The organism is Microbacterium sp. UBA1097 (genome assembly GCF_002313585.1).
In the GTDB taxonomy this organism is placed as follows: domain Bacteria; phylum Actinomycetota; class Actinomycetes; order Actinomycetales; family Microbacteriaceae; genus Microbacterium.
The window spans coordinates 1-14,676 of the sequence record NZ_DCBW01000057.1 but is presented as its reverse complement, the minus strand read 5'-3'; the positions used below and the strand labels follow the sequence as shown (position 1 = coordinate 14,676).

17 protein-coding genes are annotated in these 14,676 nt (G+C 66.4%); 11 read left to right on the top strand and 6 right to left on the bottom strand.

The window, feature by feature from the left end; genetic code table 11:
- Positions 1 to 83 precede the first annotated feature (83 nt).
- A protein-coding gene (locus B4F19_RS13365) for an IS3-like element ISAar43 family transposase (protein WP_292735647.1) occupies positions 84 to 1,234 on the top strand; the annotation gives its coding sequence in 2 pieces (ribosomal slippage) (positions 84 to 354 and positions 354 to 1,234; 1,152 coding nt in all).
- A 344-nt stretch (positions 1,235 to 1,578) separates the two neighbouring features.
- Here B4F19_RS13365 and B4F19_RS13360 read toward each other — a convergent pair.
- The gene (locus B4F19_RS13360; RefSeq protein ID WP_228178560.1) at positions 1,579 to 2,208 is read right to left on the bottom strand and encodes a response regulator; all 630 of its coding nucleotides are present in this window, start codon (positions 2,206 to 2,208) and stop codon (positions 1,579 to 1,581) included.
- Positions 2,205 to 3,815 (bottom strand): GAF domain-containing sensor histidine kinase, encoded by a 1,611-nt coding sequence (locus B4F19_RS13355; RefSeq protein WP_292735645.1) that lies wholly within the window; start codon positions 3,813 to 3,815, stop codon positions 2,205 to 2,207. Before B4F19_RS13355 ends, B4F19_RS13360 begins: the two co-directional genes overlap by 4 nt.
- A 116-nt stretch (positions 3,816 to 3,931) precedes the next feature.
- Between B4F19_RS13355 and B4F19_RS13350 the strand changes: the two genes are divergently transcribed.
- The 3 genes from B4F19_RS13350 to B4F19_RS13340 all read left to right on the top strand — a co-directional run bounded on the left by B4F19_RS13350 (position 3,932) and on the right by B4F19_RS13340 (position 7,131).
- Positions 3,932 to 4,840, top strand: a complete 909-nt coding sequence (locus B4F19_RS13350) for a universal stress protein (protein ID WP_292727565.1) — start codon at positions 3,932 to 3,934, stop codon at positions 4,838 to 4,840.
- A gap of 38 nt (positions 4,841 to 4,878) precedes the next feature.
- Positions 4,879 to 5,550, top strand: coding sequence for a GAP family protein (locus B4F19_RS13345; RefSeq protein WP_228178557.1), 672 nt, complete (start codon positions 4,879 to 4,881; stop codon positions 5,548 to 5,550).
- Between the two features lie 75 nt (positions 5,551 to 5,625).
- Positions 5,626 to 7,131 (top strand): arylsulfotransferase family protein, encoded by a 1,506-nt coding sequence (locus B4F19_RS13340; RefSeq protein ID WP_292735642.1) that lies wholly within the window; start codon positions 5,626 to 5,628, stop codon positions 7,129 to 7,131.
- A gap of 78 nt (positions 7,132 to 7,209) precedes the next feature.
- Here B4F19_RS13340 and adhE read toward each other — a convergent pair whose 3' ends face one another.
- A complete protein-coding gene (gene adhE / locus B4F19_RS13335; protein ID WP_292735639.1) occupies positions 7,210 to 9,909 on the bottom strand; it encodes a bifunctional acetaldehyde-CoA/alcohol dehydrogenase in 2,700 nt (899 codons plus the stop codon).
- Between the two features lie 170 nt (positions 9,910 to 10,079).
- On the opposite strand from adhE, the gene B4F19_RS13330 reads away from it, so the two are divergent.
- Positions 10,080 to 10,472, top strand: a complete 393-nt coding sequence (locus B4F19_RS13330; protein ID WP_228178554.1) for a nuclear transport factor 2 family protein — start codon at positions 10,080 to 10,082, stop codon at positions 10,470 to 10,472.
- Positions 10,473 to 10,474: 2 nt separating this feature from the next.
- On the opposite strand, the gene B4F19_RS13325 is transcribed toward B4F19_RS13330, so the two are convergent.
- The 3 genes from B4F19_RS13325 to B4F19_RS13315 all read right to left on the bottom strand — a co-directional run bounded on the left by B4F19_RS13325 (position 10,475) and on the right by B4F19_RS13315 (position 11,615).
- A complete protein-coding gene (locus tag B4F19_RS13325) occupies positions 10,475 to 10,714 on the bottom strand; it encodes a toxin (RefSeq protein WP_228178553.1) in 240 nt (79 codons plus the stop codon).
- Positions 10,711 to 10,974, bottom strand: coding sequence for a ribbon-helix-helix protein, CopG family (locus tag B4F19_RS13320; protein ID WP_228178552.1), 264 nt, complete (start codon positions 10,972 to 10,974; stop codon positions 10,711 to 10,713). The genes B4F19_RS13325 and B4F19_RS13320 overlap by 4 nt, the downstream gene beginning before the upstream one ends.
- 68 nt (positions 10,975 to 11,042) lie before the next feature.
- Positions 11,043 to 11,615 carry a YdeI/OmpD-associated family protein gene (locus tag B4F19_RS13315; protein WP_228178551.1) on the bottom strand — a complete coding sequence of 191 codons (573 nt, stop codon included), beginning with the start codon at positions 11,613 to 11,615 and terminating at the stop codon, positions 11,043 to 11,045.
- Positions 11,616 to 11,690: 75 nt separating this feature from the next.
- Here B4F19_RS13315 and B4F19_RS13310 point away from each other — a divergent pair, with 75 nt between their 5' ends.
- From B4F19_RS13310 to B4F19_RS13285, 6 genes are all read left to right on the top strand, one after another.
- Positions 11,691 to 12,176 carry a dihydrofolate reductase family protein gene (locus B4F19_RS13310; RefSeq protein ID WP_228178550.1) on the top strand — a complete coding sequence of 162 codons (486 nt, stop codon included), beginning with the start codon at positions 11,691 to 11,693 and terminating at the stop codon, positions 12,174 to 12,176.
- Between the two features lie 130 nt (positions 12,177 to 12,306).
- The gene (locus B4F19_RS13305) at positions 12,307 to 12,930 is read left to right on the top strand and encodes a hypothetical protein (protein WP_228178549.1); all 624 of its coding nucleotides are present in this window, start codon (positions 12,307 to 12,309) and stop codon (positions 12,928 to 12,930) included.
- Positions 12,931 to 13,022: 92 nt separating this feature from the next.
- A complete protein-coding gene (locus B4F19_RS13300) occupies positions 13,023 to 13,274 on the top strand; it encodes a type II toxin-antitoxin system Phd/YefM family antitoxin (protein ID WP_228178548.1) in 252 nt (83 codons plus the stop codon).
- A complete protein-coding gene (locus B4F19_RS13295) occupies positions 13,271 to 13,531 on the top strand; it encodes a Txe/YoeB family addiction module toxin (RefSeq protein WP_228178547.1) in 261 nt (86 codons plus the stop codon). Before B4F19_RS13300 ends, B4F19_RS13295 begins: the two co-directional genes overlap by 4 nt.
- Before the next feature lie 103 nt (positions 13,532 to 13,634).
- Positions 13,635 to 14,093, top strand: a complete 459-nt coding sequence (locus B4F19_RS13290) for a MarR family winged helix-turn-helix transcriptional regulator (protein ID WP_228178546.1) — start codon at positions 13,635 to 13,637, stop codon at positions 14,091 to 14,093.
- A gap of 23 nt (positions 14,094 to 14,116) precedes the next feature.
- Complete coding sequence (locus B4F19_RS13285; RefSeq protein WP_228178545.1) at positions 14,117 to 14,602, top strand: glutathione peroxidase; 486 nt, start codon at positions 14,117 to 14,119, stop codon at positions 14,600 to 14,602.
- The last annotated feature ends 74 nt before the right edge of the window (positions 14,603 to 14,676 follow it).

Sequence of the window (14,676 nt, the reverse complement as noted above, 5' to 3'; positions counted from 1 at the left end):
TGGGCTGACCCCGTTTGGTAGGTCCGGTGGTTGTGTGAGTCGTCCTGTTGCCCGGGGGTCCGGGCAGTGAGACTGGTCAGATCATGACGAACAGCAGGAAGCGTCACACCTCGGAGCAGGTCGTCCGTAAGCTCGGGCAGGCCGACAGGATGCTCGCGGGCGGTAGCGACATCGCCGGGGTGTGTCGAGAGCTCGGAGTGTCCGAGCAGACGTACTACCGGTGGCGGAACCAGTTCGGCGGCCTCAAGGCCGACGACGCAAAGCGCCTGAAGGAGCTGGAGAAGCAGAACGCGACCCTGAAGCGTCTGCTCGCGGAAGCGGAGCTGGAGAAGGCCGCGCTCAAGCAGCTGGCTGAGGGAAACTTCTAGGCCCGGGCAGGCGCCGCGCCGCCGTCGACCACCTCAAGCGCAAGCTGCGGGTGAGCGAACGAATGGCGTGCCGTCTGGCCGGGCTGAGCAGGTCCGCATACCGTCGCCCGCTCCAGGGTGAGACGACAGCCGACCCGGACCTGGCGTTGCGGGACTGGCTGCGGGCGTATGCGAAGAAGCATCCGCGGTGGGGATACCGCAGGGCCTACCACGACGCTCGCGGCGAGGGGTGGGTCGTGAACCACAAGAAGATCCAGCGGCTCTGGCGCGAGGAAGGGCTGCGCGTCCCGCAGCGGCGTCGCCGCAAACGCGTTGGGTCTTCGACCGTCGACGCCCCGGCAGCGGTCGCACCGAACCTCGTGTGGGCGGTGGACTTCCAGTTCGACGCGGACGAGCAGGGCCGTCCGATCAAGATCTGCTCCATCGTCGACGAGCACACCCGTGAGTGCATCGGAGGGCTTGTCGAGCGGTCGATCACCGCGGACCGGCTCACCGCCCACCTCGAGGACCTCGTCGCCGTCCGCGGCGCGCCCGCGGCGCTCAGATCAGACAACGGCCCGGAGTTCATCAGCGACGCGATGGCCGACTGGGCCGGCACCCGCACCGGCCTGTTCTACATCCCGCCCGGCTCGCCCTGGCACAACGGGTACGTCGAGTCGTTCAACAGCAGGCTCCGCGACGAGTGCCTGAACATCAACAGCTTCTACTCGCTGCTCCACGCCCAGGTCGTGATCGGCGGCTGGAAGACCGAATACAACCACGACCGCCGGCATTCATCGCTCGGCTACCTCGCACCCGTCGACTACGCTCGGCAATGCACCCATCAATCGGAAACCGACGACTCGCACAGCGACCGGACCGAATGAAGGGGGCGGCCCAGAGGTGTCTCGGCATCCGTCGCGGGAATCTGACACGGCCTATGGGAGCGGGACCAAAGACCCTATGGACTGAGGTGTTCGGTGCGGCACTCTGATGTCAGACCACAAAAGTCGTCCGAAGCCCCGCCGAGGATGACAGGTTTCGTCGCTGGACGATGTTCGGCGACGCACGTGGGGAGAGGTATCCGGCGGATAACCCAAACCTGGTGCAGCGGGCCCGCCGTCGATCTGCGAGCCTCCCCCGCGCATGCCGTCGCGGCGCCCGACTCGTCACCGGGCGCTGCGACGGCCTCACTGTTTTCGGCTCGCGATGCGCGGATGGCGACGCGTGGCTACTGCGAGCGAAGCGAGGTGGCGTAGACGGCTGCCTGAGTGCGCCGCTCCATGCCGAGCTTTCGCAGCAGCCCAGTCACGTAGTTCTTGACCGTCTTTTCCATGAGGTCGAGGCGCTCCCCGATCTGGCGGTTGGTGAGACCCTCGGCGATGAGTTCGAGCACCTGACGCTCGCGCTCGGTCAGGTCGACACCGGGCGTGCTCGAGCGAGTCTCGCGTGCCTGCTCGCGCACCCGCGTCGCGGCAGCCGACGAGAGCAGGTTCTTGCCGGCTGCGACAGCACGGATGCCGTCAAGCAGTCCATTGGCCTTGATGTCTTTCAGGACGTAGCCGGCAGCGCCTGCCAGCACCGCCGAGTAGGCGGCTTCGTCATCGTCGTACGCGGTGAGGATGAGGCATGTGACGCTCGGGTACTGGGAGCGGATCTCGCGGCAGACATCGATGCCGCTGCCGTCGGGAAGCCGCATGTCGAGGACCGCGACATCGGGCATGGTGGCCGCGATCCGGCCGAGTGCCTGCCGGGCTGTGGATGCCTCGCCGATCACTTCCATGTCGCGCTCGGCGTCGATCAGGTCGACCACCCCGCGACGGACGATTTCGTGGTCATCGAGCACGAAGACACGGATCATGTGGTCTCTCCCTGGGCCAAGGGCACCGCCCACCGCAGGCGGGTGCCGCCGCCGGCGCGTCCGGTGAGGGCGAACTCCCCGTTCCAGCGCGCGGCGCGATCCTCAAGATTACCGACCCCGCTGCGGCGCGTCGTCGACTCTGGCACGCCGACTCCGTCATCGAGGATTTCGACGACGAGCATCTCGTCGGCGATGCCGACTCGCACCGAGGTCTCCGTCGCCTGAGCGTGGCGGGCGACGTTGCTGACACCTTCGCGAACTACCGCGACGACGTCTTCAGCAACATCCGGCGGCGTGCGCAGATCCAGCGGTCCCTGGAAGACGAGTCGCGGTGACTCGGAGAACGAGGGGGCTACCTCGCTGATGACATCCACGATGCGGTGCCTGACCGATCCGGATGAGGCGCGGGGTTGGCGGAGGGCGAAAATGACGGTGCGGATCTCGGTGATCGCAGCATCCAACGCATCGACCTGTTCGAGCAGTTCAGTTCGCGCTGACGCGTCGCCGACCCTGCCAGCGACAGCTTGGAGCGAGAGCCCGGCACCGAACAGGCGCTGGATTACGTGATCGTGCAGGTCGCGGGCGATGCGGCCGCGCTCGTCCATGAGCGCGAGCGCCTGCCGGTCGGACCTTCCTCGCGCGAGCTCGAGGGCGATCGTGGCTTGCGCCGCGAGGTCCGCGGCGAGGTCGACATCCTTGTCGGTGAACCGGGGGGCACCGACGGGCCGTCCCACAGTGAGGACCATGGGGGCGCCGTCTGCACCGAGCATCGGCACGACCACCGTCGGACCCCACGCGACGAGTTCGTCCGCGAGTTCGACGGTGTCGCCGCTGGCCTGCAGCGGCTGCCAACTGTCGAAGACACGGCCGGAGAGGGTGCCCGCTTGCGCATGAACGGAGCCGGTGAGTTCGTCGGCGTGCTCGCCGCGCGCTACCTCGACGCACATCATGGTGTCGCTGATCGATGAGATCACCACGACGGTGGCGGCATCCGTGAGCTGGAGGACCTTGTCGGCCAGAAGCTGCAGCGGCCTGCCGGTCTCGTCCGAGAACATGGCTGCGCTCATCTCGGCCGCGGCTGCGGCCCACCGTTCGCGGCGCACCGAGTCTTCGTACAGGCGCGCGTTGTCGATGGCGATGCCCGCGGTGGCAGCGAGGGTCTCGAGCAGCTCGGTGTCCTCTTCGCTGAAGGCGCCGTCGGGGTGCTCAGTGAGGTAGAGGTTGCCGAACACCTCACCGCGGATGCGGATGGGAACCCCGACGAAGCTGTCCATTCTCGGGTGGTTGCGCGGAAAGCCGACCGAGCGCGGGTCGTGACCGATGTGCTCCAGCCGGATCGGGCGAGGATCATGGATGAGGGCTCCGAGCACGCCGCGGCCACGCGGGGGCGGGCCGATCGCTTCGACGGTCTCGGCACTCAACCCGACGTGGATGAATTCCTCGAGCATCCCGTCGGGTCCGATCACACCGAGGGCACCGTACTTCGCGCCGACGAGCTCAACTGCCGATTCGACAATGCGGCGCAGCACCGCCGAGAGCTCCAGCTGGCTCACGACAGCGGCGTTCGCCGTCAGGAGACTGCGCAGCCGTGCCTCGATATCAGCCACCCGGTTACCCCGTTCTCGTCCCTCGGCTCTCTCGCCAGGATCCTATCGCGGGACCTTCGACCCTGTGCGGGGAACTTGGCGGGCCGGATGCTGGAACAGACAGGAGGGGCAGACGGATGCGAAACACACTGCACGACTCGCACGTGGGCCTGTCCGAGGGCGGCTCGTTGAGCGCCCCGGCCGGCGACACGATCTGGCGGGTATCGCCCTACGATCGCCTCGTCGTGGGCGTAGACGGGTCAGGTCCGAGCACCGGCGCGCTGGCATGGGCCATCGCGTACGCGGCCGATCACGCCACCGAGCTCCTGCTCGTGCACGTTGTCGACGACACGTGGGGCGTTGCCGGCGCCGACTATATGGCTGATGCGCAACGGCGCGGCATCCACGTGCTTGACGCTTCCCGGCGCCGCGCGGTGGATGCGGGCGTCGCCCACGTGCAGACCGAACTCGTCCACGGTCGCGCGCCCAGTGTGCTGTCGGGCGCTGCCCGCCCGCACGACCTTCTCGTTGTGGGTTCGCACCGCACCGGCTTCTTGCGTGGGCGCGCGTTCGGCGCAGCATCCGTTTATGTCGTCGCTGCCGCCCGGTCGGCGGTCCTGGTCGTGCCGAACCTGCCGCTTGAGGGCCGGCACGGTGTCGTGGTCGGGGTCAGCGGATCGCAGGCCTCGGATGCCGCGCTGATGCAGGCAGCTCGCGAAGCGGCGCGCACGGATCAGCAGCTGGTCCTCATCCACGCCCGGCCTCCGGTTCCGCACGAGGAATCGTCGAGCAACGGTGAGTACCGCGCGTCGGCTGCTCGGGATGTCGTCGCACGCGCCAGCGCACACGCTCTCATCGACATCCCTCACCTCGACCTGAGTTCCCGGGTCGTCGCCGACAACGTCGCCCCGGCGCTGCTGACAGCGTCCATCGATGCCGCGATGCTGGTGATCGGGCGCGGCCAGAGCGAGGAGCCCCCGAACATCTCGACGGTGGTGCATGACGTGCTCATGAACCTCAACGCGCCGGTGCTCATCGTCCCCTGACACCGCGAGCACCCCACCCGCGGCTCTAGAGTCGAGGGGTGGATTCGGTGCTGTGGTACGTCGTGCCGCTGGGGGTTGCGGCGGCGCTGAGCGTGTTCCCGATCCTCGCGGTCGTGCTGCTTCTGCTCTCGCCGAACCCCATCCCGGCGAGCGTCGGCTACCTCGCGGGGTGGTCGGGCGGGGTGCTCGTGCTCGTGACGCTGTTCTCGCTCGGGGCTCGCCTCATTCCTCCATCGACGACAGAACGGATGCCGTCCTGGGCGCACGTGGTCGAGATCGCTATCGGCGTGCTTCTCGTAGTGGGAGGGGTCTGGCGCACGGCGGCCGATCGCCGGCGCCCGGAACCTGCCAGCGCGCCATCGTGGACGAAGGCGCTCGACAATGTCGGGCCGCGCCGGGCCTTCGCGTTCGGACTTGCGATGAACGTGAGGCCCAAGAACCTTGCGATCGCGTTGGCGGCGGGACTGGCGATCGGTTCGGCCTCCCTCAGCATCGTCGGCAGCAGCCTCACGGTGCTGATCTTCACGGCGGTCGCGGTCTCGACGGTCGCGGCCCTGGTCTTGGCGTATGTCTTCGGCAGCCATTCGATTCGGCCCCGGCTCGAGCGTTTCAGCGACTGGCTCGTGGCGAATTCCTCCCTCGTGCTGAGTCTCTCGGTCGTGCTGATCGGAGCCCTGCTGATCGTCATCGGCACCGTCAATCTGCTCTGACACGACAGGCGGTGCTTGTGTGAGAATCTCCTCAGCGGGGGCCGCCAGGGCGATGTTCCGTGGCACACTCCCCCAATGGTGCGTCGCAGAACCCTCGCTGTTGTCGGCGTCGCGGGAGCGCTCGCGCTCGGGGGCTGTGCGGCGCAAACGAGCACGCAGGAGCCGAGCGAAGAGGTCACGGCTGAGCCGTGGTCGTTCGTGAGCCGGCCTGATCTGACGCCCCCGATCGTGACCGTGACCACCTCCGAGCGCGGCGCGACGCTGGACCGCGACGGCATGTATGCGTTCCTCGGCCCCAAAGATCTCGACCAGGGGTCGGCAATGCAGGGCGCCGCGATCGTGGATGGCGACGGCGACCCGGTATGGGTCGCGAACACGGGCGATGACTCGGCGTTCGATCTGCGTGTGCAGGAGTACCAGGGTGAGCCGGTGCTGACCTATTGGGTGGGCCAGTCAGGATTCCATGGGCGCGGCGAGGTCATCATCCTGGATGACACGTACACCGAGATCGCGCGTGTGTCGACCGGGGAACCGATCGGTGCGGGCAACGCCGACATGCACGAGACGACGATCACCGATGACGGCACGATGCTGCTTCTCGCGTACGTGACAGCTCCCGCAGACTTGACCGAGGTCGGGGGCCCACGCAACGGCTACGTCCTGGAGGGTCACGTGCAGGAGGTGGATATCGCCACCGGCGAGGTGCTGTTCGAATGGGCCTCGCTCGACGAAGTTCCGGTGACGGAGTCGAGGCATGTTCTCGACGAGGACGGCGGCACCCGCGCAGAGCCGTACGACTACATCCACCTGAATGCCGTATCGCTGGACGGCGACGACGGGTTCCTGGTTTCGGCGCGCAACACGAGCACGGTCTACCGGCTCGATCGCGAGAGCGCATCCGTGGACTGGCGCTTGGGTGGGCGTGACAGCGATTTCGAGATCGACGGCGATGCCCGCTTCGCGTGGCAGCACGACGCTCACCGCCGAGCCGACGGCACGATCACCCTCTTCGATAACCAGTCGGAGGACGACGCGGGCTGGTCGCGCGGGCTGCGCCTGGCGGTCGATGAGGATGCCATGACTGCCGCGCTCGTGACGCAGTACACACCCGAGCAGGAGCGGCTATCGGCGACACAGGGCAACCTGCAGGAGCTTGCCGGAGGGAACGTCGTCGTTGGGTGGGGCTCGCGGCCGTTCTACTCGGAGTTCGATCGCGACGGAACCCTGCTGTACGAGGCGACCTTCACAGCCGGGACGAGCTACCGGGCGTACGTACTGCCGTGGTCGGCGAGCCCCGCCACTCCCCCGGATGCGCAGCTGGTTGAAGACGGCCGCTCGGCGAGCGTCTTCGCCTCGTGGAACGGCGCCACCGAGGTCGCATCGTGGCTCCTCGTGACGGGGCCGGATGAGGCATCCGCTGTCGAGATCGCACGCGCGCCGCGGGAGAGGTTCGAGACCGAGATCCCGATCCCCGCGGGTGCGACGCTCGGGGCGTACGTCGGGGTGCGGGCGATGGATGCCGCGGGAGAGGTGATCGGCGGCGGTGCCGCCCAAATCGCCGCACCCGAGCCGTCGAGCTGAGGTTGCTGCCGCCCGGCATCAGGGCACGCCGAAGCCCCGCCGGGAAACGCGACCCGGCGGGGCTTCAGTGATTTCGTACTACGCGCCGCGCTTGGCGAGCGGGGATGCGGGGGCCTCTGCCGGGGTTTCTCCCGCAACCGCAACCTCACCGCGGTGGGCACGGACCTCGTCGAACGAGGTTCCGTAGTACGCCGCCTCCATGAGGGTTTTCATGTCGGCAAGCATCGGCATCCGGGGGTTGGCCGGAGCGCACTGGTCTTCGTAGGCAGCCATCGCGAGCTCGTCGAGGCGGCCGATGAAGGCCTCCTCTGCGACACCCTGCGCCTGGAAGGAGCGCTCGATGCCGACGAGGTCACGCAGCTTCTCCACGGCCCGGGCGTAGGACTCGACACCCTCTTCGGGGGTCGCGGCCTTCAGGCCCAGGTGCTGTGCGATCTGCTGGAACCGTTCGGGAGCGATGTAGCGCTCGTACTTGGGCCAGCTGGTCAGCTTCGTGGGGATGCGTCCGTTGTAACGGATGACGTGAGGCAGGTAGATCGCGTTGGTGCGTCCGTGGATCAGGTGGAACTTCGATCCGGTGACGTGAGCCATCGCGTGCACGATGCCGAGGAACGCGTTGCCGAAGGCCATACCCGCGATGGATGCCGCGTTGTGCATCTTCTCGCGTGCCTGGATGTCGGCGGGGTCCGTGCTGCCGGGGCGAGCCTTCGCGCTACGTTCGATGTTCTCGAAGATCAGCTTGATGGCGTGCAGGGCCAGGCCGTCGGTGTAGTCGTTCGCGTACACCGAGACGTAAGCCTCCGTCGCGTGCGTGAGGGCGTCGAATCCGGCATCCGCCACGACCTTGGCCGGCAGGGCCGACGTGAGGACCGGGTCGATGATCGCGACCGACGGGGTCAGCGCGTAGTCGGCGAGGGGGTACTTCATTCCCGTCTCGTCATCCGTGATGACCGCGAAGGGCGTCATCTCAGATCCCGTGCCCGACGTGGTCGGGACGCAGACGAGCTGTGCCTTCTTGCCGAGGTCGGGGAACTTGAACGCGCGCTTGCGGACGTCGAAGAACTTCTCGCGCATGTCGGAGAACTGCACGTCGGGGTTCTCGTAGAGCAGCCACATGACCTTGGCGGCATCCATCGGGGAACCGCCACCGAGCGCGATGATCGTGTCGGGGTTGAACTCGCGCATCTCGGCAGCACCGGCGACGACGCTCGAGAGCTTCGGCTCGGGCTGCACGCGGTCGATGATCTGCAGGTGCACGCGGTTGCGACGACGGTTCAGCACATCGATGACCTTGTCGACGAAACCGAGGTTGGTCATCGTCGGGTCGGTCACGATCGTGACCCGCTCGACGTTCTTCATGTCGATGAGGTAGCGGATCGCGTTCGGCTCGAAGTAGGTCTTGGCCGGAACCTTGAACCACTGCAGGTTGTTGTTGCGCCGACCGACGCGCTTGACGTTCACGAGGTTCACCGCCGAGACGTTGTTGGAGACGGAGTTGCGTCCGTAAGAACCGCAACCGAGGGTCAGCGACGGCATGAACGCGTTGTAGATGTCGCCGATGCCACCGAGGGCCGAGGGGGCGTTCTCGATGATGCGGACGGCGCGAACGCGCTTGGCGAACTCGTCGATGACGCTCTGGTCGTTGCTGTGGATCGCGCCGGAGTGGCCGAGGCCGTCGAAGTTGACCATCTGCTCAGAGAGCGAGATGCCTTCTTCGGCGTTCTTGGCGCGAAGCACCGCCAGCACGGGAGCAAGCTTTTCGCGGGTCAGCGGCTCCTGGGGTCCGACGACGGCGCACTCGGCAAGGATCACCGAGGTGTCTTCGGGAACCGTGAAGCCGGCCTGTTCGGCGATCCACACCGGGGACTGTCCGACGACCTTCGCGTTGAGCTTGGCCTCGCCGCAGTTCTTGGCGTTGGCGTGGACGCCGAAGATGAACTCTTCGAGCTTGCGCTTCTCGTCGGCGTTCACGACGTAGGCGTGCAGGCGCGTGAACTCGGCCATAGCCTCGGTCGCGATCGGCTCGTCGAGGATGACTGCCTGCTCGGAGGCGCACACCATGCCGTTGTCGAACGCCTTGGACAGCACGACGTCGTTGACGGCGCGGCCGACCTTGGCGGAGCGTTCGATGAAGGCAGGCACGTTTCCAGCGCCGACACCCAGTGCGGGCTTGCCGCAGGAGTATGCCGCGCGAACCATCGCGTTGCCACCGGTCGCGAGGATCAGCGCAACACCGGGGTGGTTCATGAGTTCACCGGATGCCTCAAGTGAGGGCTCGGCGATCCACTGGATGCAGTTCTTCGGCGCACCGGCTGCGACTGCGGCATCCCGAACGATCTTCGCCGCAGCGACCGAACAGTTCTGAGCTGACGGGTGGAAGGCGAAGACGATGGGGTTGCGGGTCTTCAGCGCGATGAGGGACTTGAAGATCGCGGTGGAGGTGGGGTTGGTCACCGGGGTGATGCCCGCGACGACGCCGACGGGGTCGGCAATCTCGGTGATGCCGGTGATCTCGTCGTGGCTGATGACGCCGACCGTGCGCTGCTTGATGATCGAGTGCGTGACGTGCTCGCACGCGAACATGTTCTTCACGGCCTTGTCTTCGAACAGTCCACGGCCGGTCTCTTCGACGGCCAGGACGGCGAGTTCGCCGTGGTGGTGGAGAGCGGCGACCGATGCCTTGCGCACGATGTGGTCGATCTGCTCCTGCGTGAACGACGCGTACTCGGCCAGAGCATCTTGTGCTCGTGCCACGAGTGCATCGATTGCGGTGGACATCGGATCCTCCTACCTGGTGTGGACCCGGTGTCCACGCCTTCGTCCTGACACCATCGTGGCACTGTGGTCAGACCACATATAGGGACCATGGTCCCCGTGGAGGCGGTTGGACGCGGCGGCCTCGCGGATCGCTAGTGTCGAGCCATGGCCACGCCGAAGGAGGGACGCGGATGGATGTCGACCGATTGGTCCACGAGTACCTGGCGAGCCTCGAGATCGGCGATGCCAAGCGGGTGATCGCGCTCTTCGCGCCCGACGGGATCGTCGAGTCTCCCCTGTATGGCACGATGCCCGCGGCTGAGTTCTACCCGGCCCTGTTCGCCGACACGGCTAGCTCGCGGCTGACGCTGCGCGCCACGATGATCGGATCGACCGAGGTCCGCACGGTCGTGAGCTTCTGGTTCGACTTCGACTGGACACTCTCGACCGGCGAACCCGCACCCTTCACCGTGGTCGACGTCGCAGAACTCGACGAGCACGGCCTGATCGAGCGCCTGCACATCGTCTACGACACCTTCCCGATCCGGGATGCCTTCAACAACGCCCACGACGGAGAGCACTGAGGTCAAGGCAGCAGGTCAAGCATCTGGGGTCGAGCCTTCATCGCATGGATGACGAGCTCATTACCGCTGTCGAAGACGAGGACGACGGTCTCGAGCAGCCTCCCCTGCGTGTCGAATCCCAGCCTTAGTTGGCGAGCAGGAGAGTCGTCGTCGAGGTCCTCGATCCACAGCGACCAGGAAGCGGCCTGTCGAATATCTTCGGGCGCGATCCCGTGCCTGAGCGCAGCGTCGTGGATCTTCACGCGGCGTATGCGGCGATCGCTTCGCGGATCAGTTCCGATCGCGACTTGTTCTCGCGGGCGGCGCGAGCGTCGAGCGCGGCGAGCTCATCGGCAGTTAGCCGGAGAGCAACCACCTGCGCGGGTTCCGATCCGCGACCGGGACGTCCGCGACCCCGGCGCTTGAGCGCGTCCACGTCGTAACCCGCGTCGGCCTCCGCCGCCCAAGCTGCGATCTGCTCCTCGGTGACGGGTGTGCCGTTGATGGTCTCGCCGCTACTCATGGCCGCATCGTAATACGAAAAACGCAGCTTCGTGACGGAAATCCCGGTGTGAGTCCAGAATTCCCGACTCAGTGGAGCGTCTCCCCCTGTTCGAGCATCCGGACGTACTCGGCGACGCGGGCTGCACGGGATTCGGGTCGCTTGAGGTTGCCGACGCGGAACGTCATCGCGAAGCGGTTCTGCGCGGATTGGGCTGCGAACGCGGCGGCGATCTTCGGGTCGGCATCCAGCGCCGCCTGCAGCTCGGCAGGGATGTCGCCATCGCTCTGGCGGTAGGCGGCATCCCACCGACCATCGGCCTTCGCGCGGTCGATCTCGAGCTGGCCGGCGGGCCGCATCCGTCCTTCCTCGATCAGACGGTTGACGTGCGCGATGTTTACCTTCGACCAGAGGCTGCGGGGCCGGCGCGGCGTGAAGGCCTGCAGGAAGTAGTCGGCATCCAGTGACTGCTTCTGTCCGTCGATCCACCCGAAGCACAGTGCGACGTCGAGCGCCTCGGCGTAGGTGATCCCCGGCTTGCGCGTGGATGTCTTGCGCAGGCGCAGCCGCACGCCGTCGGGGCTCGGATCGGCATCCAGCCACTGCTCCCAGTCTTCGACGGTGTCGACATGAAGGACGGGCTTGTCGTTGTGGGCGACCATCCTCGAAAACTACCCCCTCGCACCGACACCGCCCGGCGTGGTGAACTGTGCGCACCGCGTCGACGAGGAGGACCCATGGCCGCACGCTTCGTGTATTGGATGAACGTCTCGCTCGACCTGTTCATCGAGCACGCGCACGACGAGCAGGGCGGCGGCGACTGGATGAGCATCGGCGACGAGCTGCACGAGGAGTTCAATGCGCGCGCCGAGGCGCTCACGATGATGGTGCAGGGCCGCAAGGTCTTCGAGACGATGGAGAGCTTCTGGCCCGAGGCGCCGTACAACACGACGGTGTTCGGCGGGGATGACGCGATCAAGCGGCTCGGTGAGCTACGTGCCAGTTCGAGCGGAGACATCGGGGTCGGCGGGGCGGATGTCGCGACGCAGCTCCTCGCGGCGGGGCTGCTTGATGAGGTGCTGCTGTTTACGCATCCGGTCATCCTCGGGTCGGGACGGCCGCTGTTCGATGAGATGACCTCACCGGTGCGGCTCGAGCTGCTCGAGCAGGCGACCTACGCCGGTGGCGTGACGATGCACCGCTACGCGATTGGGGATGTCTGACCGCAACGATCGGGCAGGCCCCACGAACTTGAGTGCGGATGATTCGTTGATGCGCGGATCAGGTTATCGACCACATAATCGGGACGTCCGAGAGGGCTCATACCAGCGGGCCCCGTCCTATCGTGGTGGCATGCGCGCGATCCAAGTCGACGAACGAGACTCATCGTGGGAATCGAACGAGCCGCGCTACCGGATCTACGTCTTCGAAGGCCCCGGCTCAGCGGTGACCACGGTCGATCTTGTCGACGCGACGCTCAGAGACGTTGAATCGTCCGCGACGACGCTCGCCGGAGATGACCGTCTGTGGTCGGTCGCGCTGGTCGTCGACGACTCCACCCACGGACGCGGCCTAATCTGGTTGGTCGGAGGCGACTACAACTCGCCGCCGACGTCACCGCGTGAGTGGCGAATGCGCGCGGAAATGCAAGACCGGCTCCTCTCGCGGCGGAGCCAAAAGAAACTTCCGCTCACCCTCCCAGACGGGCGGCGCGTGATTCGACTCTTTCCGGATTGGGGTCGCGAGTGGCCGCTATGGGAGTCCTTCAGCGAGCGGTACGCGCTCGCCGCCCGGGATCTGCCCCTCAGTCGTGAGCTGGCCGCCGATCTCCACCAGTGGAACGCCGTTTGGCAGGCCCGGGACGAGACCGAGCCGGTGCCAGAGGGGTGGATCGAGCACGGGCGACTGCTCCACGCGCGCATGCAGGAGCAACTCGACGAGCTCGCCGAGGTGCGTCCAGACTTCGAGATGCCTTGACAGCGTCACTCTTTACGGAGACATGAATGCGGTCCCGACCGAACACCAGAGTGGTACCGTTTTACGTACTACTCAGCCGAAGGGTCGCAGCCATGGCCGCCATCACCGCGAGCGAAGCGCGAAAGAGCCTGTTCGGGCTCATTCAGCAGGTCAACGAGGACCACACGACCGTTGAGGTCGTCTCCCGCCGCGGCAACGCCGTGATTATGTCCAAGGACGACTTCGACGCACTCACCGAGACTGCCTACCTCCTGCGCAACCCGGCGAACGCGGAGCGACTGCTCGAGGCCGTCGAGCGCGCACGTCGCGGAGAGTTTGAGCAACACGACCTCCTCGACGCGTGACGCGATCGCTCACCTTCGACCCGAACGGGTGGGAGGACTACGTCTATTGGCAGACGCAGGACCGCAAGACGCTGAAGCGGATCAACCTGCTGATCGCGGATGTCGTGCGCGATCCGTTCGACGGCATCGGAAAGCCCGAACCGCTCCGTCACGTTCTTTCAGGCGCCTGGTCTCGTCGCATCGACGAGAAGAACCGACTCGTCTACTACGTGACCGATGACCACATCGTCATACTGCAGGCGCGAGACCACTACTGATTCGCGGCACGCAAGCCGGCCGTACGTTGCGCGCAGATACGAGAGAGCTATGAGCCATCGCAACAACCTTGCATCCAAATAACTTGCATGCAAAGCTTCTCGTGTGACCCGACCCAGCGTGACCCTCGAGGATTCCGTGTGCTTCGCGGTCTACTCCGCCGCGCAGGCAACCGTGCAGCTCTACCGCGACCTGCTCGCGCCGTGGGGTGTGACGTATCAGCAACTGCTCGTGCTCGGCATCCTGTGGCGTGACGAATCGACCAGCCCGGGGCGCATCGCCGACGAACTCCACCTCGACGCCAGCACCATCACCGGACTCGTCAACCGTCTCGAAGCCGCGGGGCTCGTCATCCGTTCCCGCCCGGCCGGCGATCGGCGCACCGTGATGGTGACCGCGACCGAGGCATCCGCCGACCTGCAAGCGTCCCTCCACCGCGTCGCGGGGTGCGTCGCCGACGCGATGAAGATGGCCCCGGATGCTGCGCACAGCCTCATCAGCTCGCTTCATGATCTGCGAGAGAACCTCACCAGCGCTGACCGCCCCTCGCTTCGCTCCGCCTAACCCCTCCCGAAAGGACCCCACCCATGGACCTCTCTGACATCCCCGTCACCACCCTTCGCGGCGAGCAGACCACCTTCGGCGCGCTCACGGGCGGCAAGGCCGCGCTCGTCGTGAACGTCGCGTCGCGCTGTGGGCTCGCTCCGCAGTACGAACAGCTCGAGGAGCTGCAGAAGACCTATGGTGAGCGCGGGTTCACGGTCATCGGGTTCCCCAGCAACCAGTTCCTGCAGGAGCTGAGCTCGGAAGAAAGGATCGCCGAGTACTGCTCCGCGACCTGGGGCGTGACGTTCCCGATGACCGAGAAGGTCAAGCTCAACGGCAAGAACGCGCATCCGATCTACCAGCAACTCACCACGGTTCCGGGCGCCGACGGCAAGGCCGGCAAGATCAGCTGGAACTTCGAGAAGTTCGTCATCAGCCCCGACGGTCGCGTCTGGCGCTTCAGCCCCCGCACCCTGCCCGACGCCCCCGAGGTCATCGAGGCGATCGAAGCCGCACTCCCCGCCTGATCAGGACCGGATCTGCCCCCACCGGTGTTGGACGGCAGCGGTTTAGGCCTCCACGTACTCCTGCCTGACCGCAC

Bases quoted from the DNA above. Each gene is read 5' to 3' on its own strand.
- B4F19_RS13360 (WP_228178560.1), bottom strand. From the start codon at position 2,208: ATGATCCGTGTCTTCGTGCTCGATGACCACGAAATCGTCCGTCGCGGG.
- B4F19_RS13350 (WP_292727565.1), top strand. From the start codon at position 3,932: ATGCGAAACACACTGCACGACTCGCACGTGGGCCTGTCCGAGGGCGGC.
- B4F19_RS13340 (WP_292735642.1), top strand. From the start codon at position 5,626: ATGGTGCGTCGCAGAACCCTCGCTGTTGTCGGCGTCGCGGGAGCGCTC.
- adhE (WP_292735639.1), bottom strand. From the start codon at position 9,909: ATGTCCACCGCAATCGATGCACTCGTGGCACGAGCACAAGATGCTCTG.
- B4F19_RS13330 (WP_228178554.1), top strand. From the start codon at position 10,080: ATGGATGTCGACCGATTGGTCCACGAGTACCTGGCGAGCCTCGAGATC.
- B4F19_RS13320 (WP_228178552.1), bottom strand. From the start codon at position 10,974: ATGAGTAGCGGCGAGACCATCAACGGCACACCCGTCACCGAGGAGCAG.
- B4F19_RS13315 (WP_228178551.1), bottom strand. From the start codon at position 11,615: ATGGTCGCCCACAACGACAAGCCCGTCCTTCATGTCGACACCGTCGAA.
- B4F19_RS13310 (WP_228178550.1), top strand. From the start codon at position 11,691: ATGGCCGCACGCTTCGTGTATTGGATGAACGTCTCGCTCGACCTGTTC.
- B4F19_RS13305 (WP_228178549.1), top strand. From the start codon at position 12,307: ATGCGCGCGATCCAAGTCGACGAACGAGACTCATCGTGGGAATCGAAC.
- B4F19_RS13300 (WP_228178548.1), top strand. From the start codon at position 13,023: ATGGCCGCCATCACCGCGAGCGAAGCGCGAAAGAGCCTGTTCGGGCTC.
- B4F19_RS13285 (WP_228178545.1), top strand. From the start codon at position 14,117: ATGGACCTCTCTGACATCCCCGTCACCACCCTTCGCGGCGAGCAGACC.